The 11,011-nt window shown below is 72.2% G+C and carries 11 protein-coding genes, 1 tRNA gene and 1 pseudogene; 8 read left to right on the top strand and 5 right to left on the bottom strand.

The window, feature by feature from the left end:
- Window positions 1-261: 261 nt before the first annotated feature.
- Together AB8Z36_RS20870 and AB8Z36_RS20865 are read right to left on the bottom strand one after the other, a co-directional pair.
- Window positions 262-1,395 (bottom strand): ROK family transcriptional regulator, encoded by a 1,134-nt coding sequence (locus AB8Z36_RS20870; RefSeq protein WP_369214869.1) that lies wholly within the window; start codon window positions 1,393-1,395, stop codon window positions 262-264.
- Between the two features lie 162 nt (window positions 1,396-1,557).
- Window positions 1,558-2,718 carry an amidinotransferase gene (locus tag AB8Z36_RS20865; RefSeq protein ID WP_369214868.1) on the bottom strand — a complete coding sequence of 387 codons (1,161 nt, stop codon included), beginning with the start codon at window positions 2,716-2,718 and terminating at the stop codon, window positions 1,558-1,560.
- Window positions 2,719-3,143: 425 nt separating this feature from the next.
- On the opposite strand from AB8Z36_RS20865, the gene AB8Z36_RS20860 reads away from it, so the two are divergent.
- Together AB8Z36_RS20860 and AB8Z36_RS20855 are read left to right on the top strand one after the other, a co-directional pair.
- Window positions 3,144-4,235, top strand: a complete 1,092-nt coding sequence (locus AB8Z36_RS20860) for a mechanosensitive ion channel family protein (protein ID WP_369214867.1) — start codon at window positions 3,144-3,146, stop codon at window positions 4,233-4,235.
- A gap of 60 nt (window positions 4,236-4,295) precedes the next feature.
- Complete coding sequence (locus tag AB8Z36_RS20855) at window positions 4,296-5,228, top strand: cation diffusion facilitator family transporter (RefSeq protein WP_369214866.1); 933 nt, start codon at window positions 4,296-4,298, stop codon at window positions 5,226-5,228.
- Between the two features lie 595 nt (window positions 5,229-5,823).
- Here AB8Z36_RS20855 and AB8Z36_RS20850 read toward each other — a convergent pair.
- Together AB8Z36_RS20850 and AB8Z36_RS20845 are read right to left on the bottom strand one after the other, a co-directional pair.
- Window positions 5,824-6,057 (bottom strand): DUF7848 domain-containing protein, encoded by a 234-nt coding sequence (locus tag AB8Z36_RS20850; protein ID WP_369214865.1) that lies wholly within the window; start codon window positions 6,055-6,057, stop codon window positions 5,824-5,826.
- A complete protein-coding gene (locus AB8Z36_RS20845) occupies window positions 6,054-6,470 on the bottom strand; it encodes an ATP-binding protein (protein ID WP_369214864.1) in 417 nt (138 codons plus the stop codon). The genes AB8Z36_RS20850 and AB8Z36_RS20845 overlap by 4 nt, the downstream gene beginning before the upstream one ends.
- A gap of 646 nt (window positions 6,471-7,116) precedes the next feature.
- Here AB8Z36_RS20845 and AB8Z36_RS20840 point away from each other — a divergent pair.
- The gene (locus AB8Z36_RS20840) at window positions 7,117-7,299 is read left to right on the top strand and encodes a tyrosine-type recombinase/integrase (RefSeq protein ID WP_369214863.1); all 183 of its coding nucleotides are present in this window, start codon (window positions 7,117-7,119) and stop codon (window positions 7,297-7,299) included.
- A gap of 96 nt (window positions 7,300-7,395) precedes the next feature.
- Here AB8Z36_RS20840 and AB8Z36_RS20835 read toward each other — a convergent pair.
- Window positions 7,396-7,469, bottom strand: a tRNA-Pro gene (locus AB8Z36_RS20835).
- A 170-nt stretch (window positions 7,470-7,639) separates the two neighbouring features.
- Here AB8Z36_RS20835 and AB8Z36_RS20830 point away from each other — a divergent pair.
- The 5 genes and pseudogenes from AB8Z36_RS20830 to AB8Z36_RS20810 form a co-directional block, all read left to right on the top strand.
- Complete coding sequence (locus tag AB8Z36_RS20830; protein WP_369214862.1) at window positions 7,640-8,359, top strand: transketolase; 720 nt, start codon at window positions 7,640-7,642, stop codon at window positions 8,357-8,359.
- A gap of 181 nt (window positions 8,360-8,540) precedes the next feature.
- Window positions 8,541-9,446, top strand: coding sequence for a transketolase (locus AB8Z36_RS20825; protein WP_369214861.1), 906 nt, complete (start codon window positions 8,541-8,543; stop codon window positions 9,444-9,446).
- A 10-nt stretch (window positions 9,447-9,456) separates the two neighbouring features.
- Complete coding sequence (locus AB8Z36_RS20820; RefSeq protein ID WP_369214860.1) at window positions 9,457-10,419, top strand: zinc-binding dehydrogenase; 963 nt, start codon at window positions 9,457-9,459, stop codon at window positions 10,417-10,419.
- A 98-nt stretch (window positions 10,420-10,517) separates the two neighbouring features.
- Window positions 10,518-10,727, top strand: coding sequence for a helix-turn-helix domain-containing protein (locus AB8Z36_RS20815; RefSeq protein WP_369214859.1), 210 nt, complete (start codon window positions 10,518-10,520; stop codon window positions 10,725-10,727).
- A pseudogene (locus AB8Z36_RS20810) lies at window positions 10,727-11,011 on the top strand (Clp protease N-terminal domain-containing protein); the annotation flags it as partial. The gene AB8Z36_RS20815 and the pseudogene AB8Z36_RS20810, both read left to right, overlap by 1 nt.

Here is an 11,011-nt window from a genome sequence, read left to right as displayed (position 1 = left end):
GCGCTCGGGGGCGTAGGTGGCACGCGTCGGCGGTCACGACGGGCACCTCACCACCTTCAACCGCGTCCCGCAGGAGGGCGCGCTCGAACCGGCGTTCCGGCTCTGGGCGCAGGTGGTGTCCCGCCCGTCGCCGGAGCAGGCGGCGAGCAAGGGGGCGGCGAGCGCCCCGCCCAGCAGAGTCCTTCTGCGCATACGCGCCTTCGCCTCCCGATGTGTCGCCGGACGCCCCACGGCCCCGCCCGCCTGTGCGCGGGCGGTCCGCTACGGCGCCTTGTCCGCGAGCAGGTCCTCCTCCACCCGGTCGAGCGCCATGCGTACGGCGCCGATGGCCACGCCCCGCTCGCCGAGCGAGCTCAGCGCGATGCGGGGGACGTGCAGGGTCACGGGGCGCAGCCGCTCCTGAAGCAGCGGGAGCAGGTGCGTGCCCACGGGGGTGGCGCCGCCGGTCAGCACGATCAGCTCCGGGTCGACGGCGAGGGCGAGCGCGGCGATGCCGGGGGTGAGCCGGTCGGCGAAGTCCGCGACGGCGGCCAGGGCGCGCGCGTCCCCGGCGTCCGCCGCGCGGGCGAGCGCGGCCACCTCGGACTCCCCGGTGTGCCGCGCGCCGTTCCAGGCCAGGGCCCGCTGGGCGGTGCTCAGGCCGAGCAGCGGCAGCATGCCGAGCTCCCCGGCGCCGCCGCGCCGACCGCGGTGCAGACGTCCGCCGATGGTCAGGGCGCAGGAGACGCGGTGTCCGGTGAGGACACAGACGACGTCTCCGGCCAGGGTGGCGGCGCCCTGCCAGCGCTCGGCGAGGAGCGCGAGGTTCACGTCGTTCTCGACGAGGGTGCGCTCGGGGCCGTCCTCGGAGAGCAGCCGTCCGATGTCGGCGCCGGACCACTCGGGCACCACCACGGTGGTCACCACGCCGTCCCCGCCGACCATGCCGGGCACCCCGACACACCGGGCGAGGACGGCGGCGCGGCGCGGGGCGTGTTCGTCCAGGAAGGTCTCGACGGCGCGGCGCAGCAGGTCGAGCCTGGGGCCGCCGCCGAGGTCCGGATCGACCTCGGCGTGGTGGGCGGCGACGACGGTGCCGCCGAGGTCGGCGAGGAGCAGCACCATCTTGTGGAGCCCGATGTCGGCGCCGAGGACGTATCCGGCCTCGGCGCGGAAGCGGAAGCGGCGCGCGGGCCGCCCCGGTGTCCGCTCCCCCGCGTCCCCCGTGGCCGCTGCGACGAGGCCGCGTTCGGTCAGCTCCTCGACGGCGGCTTCCACGGTGGGGCGGGAGAGGCCGGTGCCCACGGCGAGTCCGGCGAGGGTCTGGGGGCTGCGGCGGTGCAGGGCGCGCAGGACGACGGTGGTGTTGAGCCGCCGCAGCGCCACCAGATCGTGCCCGCGTGCCGCGTTACGCATCGCTGCTTCACCCCGAATCCGGGCCGTGGCAGCCCCTTTGACGGGCTCGAACACGTGGTGGCCCGTGGAATTCGGTAGGACACTTTCATATCTCGGGCGGCGCGGGAACCCCCCGGGCGGAAGCGGTCGGCGGACGCGTCCGCCGAAGTGCCGGCCGACATGTCAGTCGAAGTAGGACTCCAGCGTTCCGCGCCGCCGTACGTCGAGCGTCGCGCAGTGGAAGGAGCCGCCGAACGGCGCGTAGTGCAGCAGGTCGCACGGGATCGGCTCGAACCCCCAGGCTTCGAGGGCGCGCAGCATGCCGGTGTGGTGGCGCTCGGCGATGACGCGCTTCTCGTCGACCATGAGGACGTTCATGCTCAGCCACTTGCCGCACATCGACACCGTCCTGAGCAGCCGATCCTTGATCGGATCGGGCTCGGGGGCGATCAGGACGTCCCAGGACTTGAGCACGTCGGGCAGTCGGCCGACGTCGACGTACTCCGGGTTGACAAGGACCTTGCCGGGGGCGAGCGGGACGAACGTCGTGTCGATGTGCATGGGCACGCGGCAGCGGCTCTCGATCTCGTGGACGCGGTAGCCGGGGCCGAGGTGGCGGCGCAGCCACTCGATGCCTGAGAGGTTGGTGACGTTGCTGCGCGTGACGAAGAGGTCCCGTCCCGCGCGCACGAAGTCCGCCGCGTCGAAGACCGGTTCGTGCTCGGTGAGGAGGTGGCGCAGGGGCTCGCCCCGCTTGGGGGGCCGGAAGTCCTTCTCGTAGAGCGCCTCGGTGAGCTGCGGTCTCGGCGCCGCCGTCCAGCGGGCGCCGCGCCGGAAGTACTCCTTGAGCAGCGCGCGGTAGGAGTGACCCTCGAAGTAGCGGCTCGGCCAGGCCATCGGGGTCTCGATGATCTCGTCGCCGACGACGAGGAGCCCGTCGCGCGGGCACGCGTTGCAGAAGCCGCGCGAGGACCAGTCCGGGGTGGCGAAGCGCCGCTTGTGCTCGACCGCGTCGGGCCGCCGGACGGTGATGCCGAGGGAGGTGAGGAGCGCGATGAAAGCGTCGAGTTCGCGCTGCGCGGGCTCGATGAGGGCACGCGGGTAGGCGCGGCCCGCCGCGAGGCCCTGGAGACGCCCCGCCCAGCGGGGAAGGTTGCAGGCCACGACCGGGTGGCGGGAGGGGATCGTGGCACCGTCGAGGCGCCCGACGACGACCTCCTCCAGGGGGTCCCACTCGTTGTGCGAGTTCACCGGCGGGACGGCCGGGTGCTCCGGTGGGCCCGCCGGACGCTCCGGCGCGCCCGCCGGAGCCGAGGGCGCCTCCGCCCCGTCCGCTGTCGCCATCCGCACCCACTCCCCTTCCCGGAACCATCGCCTCACCACCATGAACGCATGATCACGGACGGTCCGCGCGGCACCGTGCGCCGTCCGGGCGGCCCCGCGCGGGGATCACCCGGGAGAGGCCTCTCACCCGAACGGAGGGCTCGCCTCCGCCGCGTCCGCGCGGTGGCCGGTTCGTGAAGATCCAGACAGGGGTACGCACACCCGGCGTCCACGGATACGGCAGGATGACGACCGCGCCGGGCCCTCCGCTCCGGCGCGATCGAACCCCCGGAACCGAGCAGGTAACACAAGGTGACGACACATCACATAGGCCGCGCGCGTGGCATGGGCGGCGCGTGTGGCACGGGCCGCGCGTGTGCGGCGTCGATCCGTACGACGCGGACGCCCCGGGCGCACTCCGCCACCCGTACGACGGGAGCGAGCCGATGACGCGTGCGCTGACACTGCATGACTGGATCATGGCGGGGATCGCCGTGGCCGCCGGGGTCGCGGCGGGGCTGCTGCTGCGCACGCTGCTCCGCTGGCTGGGCGAGCGGGCGAGCCGGACCCGGTGGAGCGGCGACGACGTCATCGTCGACGCCCTGCGCACCCTCGTACCCTGCGCCGCCATCACCGCGGGCCTCGCCGCCGCGGCGGGCGCGCTGCCGCTCTCCGCGCGCACCGGCCGCAACGTCACCATGACGCTGACCGCGCTGCTCATCCTGGCGGCGACGCTGACGGCGGCGCGGATCGTGACGGGCCTGGTCAGGGCCGTCGCGCAGTCACGCTCCGGGGTGGCGGGCTCGGCCACCATCTTCGTGAACATCACGCGCGTCGTGGTGCTCGCGATGGGCTTCCTCGTCGTCCTGCAAACCCTCGGCGTCTCCATCGCACCGCTGCTCACCGCCCTCGGCGTCGGCGGCCTCGCGGTGGCCCTCGCGCTCCAGGACACCCTGGCCAACCTCTTCGCGGGCGTGCACATCCTCGCCGCGAAGACCGTGCAGCCCGGCGACTACATCCAGCTCAGCAGCGGCGAGGAGGGGTACGTCGTCGACATCAACTGGCGCAACACCGTGGTGCGCCAGCTCTCCAACAACCTCGTGATCATCCCCAACGCCAAGCTGGCCAGCACCAACATGACCAACTTCAGCCGCCCCGAGCAGGAGCTGTCGATCATGGTGCAGGTCGGGGTGAGCTACGACAGCGACCTGGAGCAGGTCGAGCGGGTCACCATCGAGGTGGTGGACGAGGTGATGACCGGCATCACGGGCGCGGTCCCGGACCACGAGGCGGCCATCCGCTTTCACACCTTCGGGGACTCGCGGATCAGCTTCACGGTGATTCTGGGCGTCGGCGAGTTCAGCGACCAGTACCGCATCAAGCACGAGTTCATCAAGCGCCTGCACCAGCGCTACCGCGCCGAGGGCATCAGGGTCCCGGCCCCCGCCCGCACGGTCACCGTCCAGCAGGGCGAGCTGCCACCGCCGCTCGGCATCCCCCACCAGCGGGACATCTCCCTGCCGCCGCGAGTGCACTGAGCGCTCCTGCCCCACGCGGCCGAGTGGCGGGCCCCGCGGACCCGTGTTCCACTCGCGGGCATGGGGCACGACCACGGCCCGTCCGCCGCGACGGCGGGTCCGGGCGGCACTCTCAGCGGGGCGTACCGGGGACGGCTGCTGTGGACCATCGGCATCAGCGCGGCGATCACCCTCATCCAGGTGGTCGGCGCGCTGCTCTCCGGCAGCCTCGCGCTGCTCGCCGACGCGGCGCACAGCCTGACGGACGCGGTCGGCGTCGCCCTGGCCCTCGGTGCCATCACGCTGGCCCAGCGCGCGCCGACGCCCCGGCGCACCTTCGGCTTCTACCGGGTGGAGATCTTCTCGGCGGCCCTCAACGCGCTGCTCCTCGTCGCCGTCTTCTGCTGGGTCCTGTGGTCCGCGATCGGCCGCTTCAGTGACCCCGTGGAGGTCAAGGGCGGTCTGATGTTCGCGGTGGCGGTGGGCGGGCTCCTGGCCAACCTCGTGGGCCTGTGGCTGCTGCGGGATGCCAAGGAGAAGAGCCTCAACCTGCGCGGCGCCTATCTGGAGGTGCTCGGCGACGCGCTGGGTTCGGTGGCGGTGATCGTGGGCGGTCTCGTCATCCTCCTGACGGGGTGGCAGGCCGCCGACCCCATCGCCTCGATCGTCATCGGCCTGCTGATCCTGCCGCGCTCCTACGGACTCCTGCGGGACTCCGTGCACGTCCTCCTTGAGGCGACCCCGCAGGACGTCGACCTGGCGGAGGTCCGGCGCCACCTCCTCGCGGAACCGGGGGTGGTGTCCGTGCACGACCTGCACGGCTGGACGGTCACCTCCGGGATGCCGGTCCTCACCGCCCACGTGGTGGTGACGCAGGCGGCCCTGTCCGACGGCTACGGCGCCCTCCTCACCCGCCTCCAGCGCTGCACGGGCGGCCACTTCGACGTCGCCCACTCGACGCTGCAACTGGAGCCGGAGGGCCATCCGGAGAAGAGCGGAGCGCTGCACACGTAATGGCGACTCCCCCTCGGCGGCAACCTGCGCGCGCGACGGCGCGGGGCGCTCCGTGCAGATGACAGTGCCCCAGTCGGAGGGCAGCGCATCGCACACATGACAGGCGTCGCCCCGCCTCCTTCGGGCACACGCTTCGCTGCCCCAAGAAGCGTTGCGAACGCACCTGTGCCCCACCGGTCCACCGGCCGGGAGCCCACCCGCCCCGCAGGGGTGCGTCACCTGCCGACGGGCATCGACCCAAGCGGGAGCAACGACCAAGAGGAGAACTGAGGCGCGCTCCCGCTGCTCGCCACCCCGGGAGCCGCATAGAAACAGAAAAAAGGCCGTTCGAAAACGGCCCTTCACCTGGGACGTTAGACCGCCCGATCCAGTCGGGACGACAGGATCGGAACCTGCGCCCCCCCTTGGCCCTCAGTGAACGAAACGCCGTCCAGGGGGCCTTGAGGTCCAGAGAGACCGTAAAGGTCCAGGTCAGGGCCCCAAGCCACGACGGTCCGTGCAGTTCGTGAGATCTGTGTGAGACGGACGTGAGACGACGAAGCCCCGCCCGGTGCGATCTCGGGCGGGGCTTCTCGCCTATCTACGGCCGGTCAGGTCACACGTGCCGCCACGTTCGCCACGGACGCGTGATGACCCCGCGGAAGGTGTGGTGGGACGGGTTCTTGCCGCAGTGCTTCGCCACCCACGACTGCGGCTCTGCGAAGTCGAGGGCGGCCTCGGAGAACTCCCCGCACACGGCGCACTGCATCGCGTACGTCGTCGGCTCGGCGTCCGGCTCCCGGTCTGGCTCCAGGGTCCACGTCTCGTGCCGGATCACTGCCCGCGTCATCGCTTCCCCTCCAGCTCCGCCCAGACCCGCTTGCCCCACGGCAACGGATCGGTGCCCCAGATCTCGGCCAGCGCGTCCACGAGGGCCAGGCCACGCCCGCCCTCGTCCTCCGGCCCCGGCGCCCTGGGGACGGGCCGCGTCTTGGAGAAGTCCACGACGCCGACGCGCACGCGCCCCGCCTCGGTGCGGTCGATGTCCACACGGATGGTGTCCCTCCGGGCGTGCCGCACGGCGTTCGCCACCAGCTCCGTCATGACCAGAGCGCCTTCTTCGGCCACGTCGTCCAGCCCCCAGACGGCGCAGGCGACGCGGACCAGCTTCCGTGCGGTGGCGGCGCTCTCGGGTTCTCTCGGCAGCGTCTCGGAGTACTCGGGGTGGCCGGTGGGCCGGGTCCGGGTTGCAGGTTGCGGCATGTCGGTCTGCTCTCTCAGATCGGCCAAGTACCGGGGCCGTTCGTGCGGTCGCCGGGACGCTCGCGTTCAGGTAACCGGGGTGTGTGATCTTGCGGAGGAGCCAACCAGGGGGCCAGGGAGGGGCCACACTAGATACGGAAGGGGGCGTCGAAGCAGGCCAAGGAGAAGGCGCGCAAGAACACGACTGAGCACAAGCCGTGGAACGAGGAAGAGGTGAAGCGGTTCCTGGAGGCCACCCAGGGGCACCGGTCTTCCGCCCCCACGCTGCTCGCCCTGATCGCGGAGCGTCCGGCAAGGTGTGCGACGCCTGCTGGAGCCCGGACGTAGACCTAATGGCCGGGACCATCGCCGTCGGCACCGACACGCGGACGATCGTCTATGACCGCACAGCCGAGCGCGGCCAGCGGAACAAGGTGGTGGAGAAGGGGGCGAAGACCGAGGCCGGGAAGCGCACGCTGCCCCTGCCGAAGCCGGTTCTGCGGGCACTGAAGGCATTCCACGCCACGCAGGCGGCGGGGAAGCTGGCCGCCGGGGAGGCTTACGAGAACCCCGGCCACGTCCTCGTGGACGACCTGGGGCGGCCGTGGAAAACGGACAAGCTCCGGCGCGAGGCGCACAAGCTGATGGCCACCACGGGAGTACGGAGGTGCGGCTGTACGACGCACGGCACGCCTGCCTGTCGTGGATGGCGAACAACGGGGTGCCGGAGACGGTGGTCTCCGCGTGGGCCGGTCACTCGGACCTCGGGTGCACAGAGCGGACCTACGTGCACCCCGACCCGCAGTCGTTCGAGCCGGGTTCGGAGAAGCTGGCCCAACTGCTCGACTGACCCTGATCAACAGCGTTCGTGAGAATTTGCGAGCCGACGACCCTGAAAATGATCAAGGGCCCTGTCGAAACAGAGCCCTGACCTTGTACTTCACCGTCGGGACGACAGGATTTGAACCTGCGACCCCTTGACCCCCAGTCAAGTGCGCTACCAAGCTGCGCCACGTCCCGATGCCCGTGTGACCTGGGGTTTCCCCCGGGCCGAACGCGCACGGAAACAATACCGCACTCCGGCTCGTGATCGCTCACCCCTTTCCCGGGGGCCGGTTCCGGGACCGGAGCCATGCTCCCCTACCGGGCCCCTTGACCTCAAGCGCGCTTGAGGTACCACGCTTCTCGGCATGACGACGACCACCGCCGCGGCACGCGGACACGAGTACGGGTACGACGACCTGGCCCGGCTGATGCGGCGCATGACCGGGGACGAGAAGCACGGGCCCGCCGCCACCTCCACCCTCGACGCCCTCTGGGTGCTGTACGACCGGGTGCTCCGCGTCTCGCCGGGGAGTGTGGACGATCCCGGGCGGGACCGGTTCCTGCTCTCCAAGGGGCACGGGCCCATGGCGTACTACGCCGTCCTCGCCGCCAAGGGCTTCGTGCCGGTCGACTGGCTGGAGGGCTTCGGGGCGTACGACTCGCCGCTCGGGCACCACCCGGACCGGGTGCTCGTGCCGGGGGCCGAGATCGGCAGTGGGTCACTGGGGCACGGACTGCCGCTCGCCGTGGGGACCGCGCTCGGGCTGAAGGCGCGGGGGCTCACCGAACCCCGCGTCTGGGTGCTCGTCGGGGACGCCGAGCTGGACGAGGGCAGCAACCACGAGGCCATCGCCTACGCCGGGCCCGCCGGACTGGAACGGCTGCACACCCTCGTGATCGACAACGCCTCGGCGAGCTGGGCGCGGCCCGGCGGGATCGCGGCCCGGTTCGAGGCGGCGGGCTGGTCCGCCGTGACCGTCGACGGGCGGGACCACGAGGCGCTGTACGCGGCCTTCACCGCTCCGCACCCGGGACGGCCCCACGCCGTGGTCGCCCGCGTGGAACCCAAGAGCCCGCCGGTCTGAGCCGAGCCGAGCCGTCCCGAGCCGGTCTGAGTCGAGCCGTCCCGAGCCGGTCTGAGGCGAGCCGTCCCGAGCCGGTCTGAGCCGTCCCGAGCCGTCTCGCGCCCTCACCACTCGTTCGCCACTCACGCAGCACTTGTTCGCCCCTCATGCGCCACTCGTTCGCCGGAAGGACCGCCCTGTCATGGACACCATGCGTGACCGCTTCGCCCCCGTCGTCTCCCGCATCCTCGACGAGGACCCCCGTGTCGCCGTCGTCCTCGCCGAGATCGGCAAGGACGGCTTCGAAGGGGCGATGCGCGAGCACCCGGACCGGGTGATCAACGTCGGGATCAGGGAGCAGCTCCTCGTGGGGGCGGGCGCCGGGCTCGCGCTCGCCGGGCTGCGGCCCGTCATGCACACCTTCGCGAGCTTCCTGGTCGAGCGGCCCTTCGAGCAGATCAAGCTCGACTTCGGGCATCAGGACGTCGGCGGCGTCCTGGTCAGCGCCGCGGCCTCCTTCGACTGGCCCGCCGGTGGCTACACCCATATGTCACCCGGTGACGTGGCCCTGCTCGACACCCTCGACGGCTGGACGGTGCACGTGCCGGGCCACCCCGACGAGGCCGAGACGCTGCTGCGGCATGCCGTCGCGGCGGGCGACGACAAGGTCTACGTACGGCTGTCCGTGCACGCGAACGCTCGGGCGCTCCCCGTCGACGGGCAGCGGTTCCTCACCGTGCGCGAAGGACGGGGCGGGGTCGTGATCGCCGTCGGGCCCCTGCTCGACCAGGTCCTCGCGGCGACGGAAGGGCTCGACGTGTCCGTGCTGTACGCGACGACCGTGCGGCCCTTCGACGCGCGGGCGCTGCGCCGTGCCGCCGGAAGTCTGGKCGGGGGCGGGGACGCGGGTGCGGCGAGCGCCGATGTGGTCGTCGTCGAGCCGTATCTCGCCGGGACCTCGACCGGTGCCGTCAACGACGCGCTGCCCGATCTCCCGCACCGGGTCCTCGGACTCGGCGTCGGCCGCCGGGAGCTGCGGCGGTACGGGGCGGGGCGCGGCGCGTGTCACAGTCGTACGAGGTTCCGCCCCGGTACGGCGGCGGCCTAGGGTCGGCGGCATGTTCGCTGCCTATGCCGCCCGAATCGACCGTGACCAGCCGCTCTCCGGCCTTGAGTTGGGGGAGCGCCCGGCCCCCGAGGCCCGCCCCGGCTGGTCGACCGTGAACGTCCGAGCCGCCTCCCTCAACCACCACGACCTCTGGTCGCTGCGCGGGGTCGGCCTCGGCGAGGAGAAGCTTCCGATGATCCTCGGCTGCGATGCCGCGGGGATCGACGAGGACGGCAACGAGGTCGTCCTGCACTCCGTCATCGGCCAGTCGGGCCACGGCGTCGGTCCGCGCGAGAGCCGGTCCATCCTGACGGAGAAGTACCAGGGCACCTTCGCCGAGCGCGTCGCCGTGCCCACCTGGAACGTGCTGCCCAAGCCCAGGGAACTGTCCTTCGCGGAGGCCGCCTGCCTGCCGACCGCGTGGCTCACCGCCTACCGCATGCTCTTCACCAACGCCGGGGTGCGGCCCGGTGACTCGGTCCTGGTGCAGGGCGCGGGCGGCGGCGTCGCCACGGCCGCCATCGTGCTCGGCAGGGCCGCGGGCCTCCGGGTCTTCGCCACGAGCCGGGACGAGGCCAAGCGGAAGCGTGCCCTCGAACTCGGGGCGGTGGAGGCCGTCGAGTCGGGCGCGCGGCTGCCCGAGCGGGTGGACGCGGTGATCGAGACGGTCGGCGCCGCGACATGGTCCCACTCGGTGAAGTCGCTGAAGCCGGGCGGCACGCTGGTCATCTCCGGGGCGACGAGCGGAGACCGGCCCTCGCACGCGGAGCTGACCCGGATCTTCTTCCTTGAGCTGAAGGTCGTCGGCTCGACGATGGGCACCAAGGACGAGCTGGAGGACCTGCTCGCGTTCTGTGCGGCCACGGGGGTGCGGCCCGTGATCGACGAGGTGCTGCCGCTGGACCGGGCCCGCGAGGGCTTCGAGAAGCTGGCCTCCGGAGACCTCTTCGGCAAGGTCGTACTGGAGGTCTGAGGCGCTCGGCGGGCACCGCCTTCCCCACCCATCCGCTTTCCCCACCCATCCGTCAACCACAGTTGACGGATGGGTGATGTCAACGTAGGTTGACATGTATGACCGAAGCAACGGATCTCGCCGAGCGCGCGGGCGACCGTGACCCCCGGGTGGGGCTGCGGGCCGTGACCGCGCTGCGGAAGCTGGTGGAGCAGCTGGAGGCCGTGCAGGTGCGCAGTGCGCGCATGCAGGGCTGGTCGTGGCAGGAGATCGCCGCGGAACTCGGAGTGAGCAGGCAGGCCGTGCACAAGAAGTACGGGAGGCAGTGATGTTCGAGCGATTCACCGGGGACGCCCGCGCCGTGGTGTCCGGCGCCGTCGGGCAGGCCCAACGGGCGGGATCGGCGGCGGTCGACGACGGTCACCTGCTGCTCGCCCTGCTCGCGCTGCCCGTCGAGGGCGGCGGCCGCGCCGCCTTCGCGCTGACCGCCCTGGGGGCCATGGACCGGCGCGCGGCCCTGGAGGCGGCCCTCGCCGGGGCGCGGCGCAGGGGCGGACTCTCCCAGGCCGACACCGAGGCCCTCGCCGGGCTCGGCATCGACGTGGACGAGATC

The sequence above is a fragment of the Streptomyces flavofungini genome (genome assembly GCF_041028215.1).
Classification (GTDB): Bacteria; Actinomycetota; Actinomycetes; order Streptomycetales; family Streptomycetaceae; genus Streptomyces; species Streptomyces flavofungini_B.
Note: the sequence above shows the minus strand (reverse complement) of the source record. Positions and strands in the feature narration are given on the sequence as shown.

Coding starts and splice junctions, on each gene's coding strand:
- AB8Z36_RS20850 (WP_369214865.1), bottom strand. CDS start 6,057: ATGACGCGGGCAGTGATCCGGCACGAGACGTGGACCCTGGAGCCAGAC.
- AB8Z36_RS20865 (WP_369214868.1), bottom strand. CDS start 2,718: ATGGCGACAGCGGACGGGGCGGAGGCGCCCTCGGCTCCGGCGGGCGCG.
- AB8Z36_RS20870 (WP_369214869.1), bottom strand. CDS start 1,395: ATGCGTAACGCGGCACGCGGGCACGATCTGGTGGCGCTGCGGCGGCTC.
- AB8Z36_RS20830 (WP_369214862.1), top strand. CDS start 7,640: ATGACGACGACCACCGCCGCGGCACGCGGACACGAGTACGGGTACGAC.
- AB8Z36_RS20845 (WP_369214864.1), bottom strand. CDS start 6,470: ATGCCGCAACCTGCAACCCGGACCCGGCCCACCGGCCACCCCGAGTAC.
- AB8Z36_RS20820 (WP_369214860.1), top strand. CDS start 9,457: ATGTTCGCTGCCTATGCCGCCCGAATCGACCGTGACCAGCCGCTCTCC.
- AB8Z36_RS20815 (WP_369214859.1), top strand. CDS start 10,518: ATGACCGAAGCAACGGATCTCGCCGAGCGCGCGGGCGACCGTGACCCC.
- AB8Z36_RS20860 (WP_369214867.1), top strand. CDS start 3,144: ATGACGCGTGCGCTGACACTGCATGACTGGATCATGGCGGGGATCGCC.
- AB8Z36_RS20855 (WP_369214866.1), top strand. CDS start 4,296: ATGGGGCACGACCACGGCCCGTCCGCCGCGACGGCGGGTCCGGGCGGC.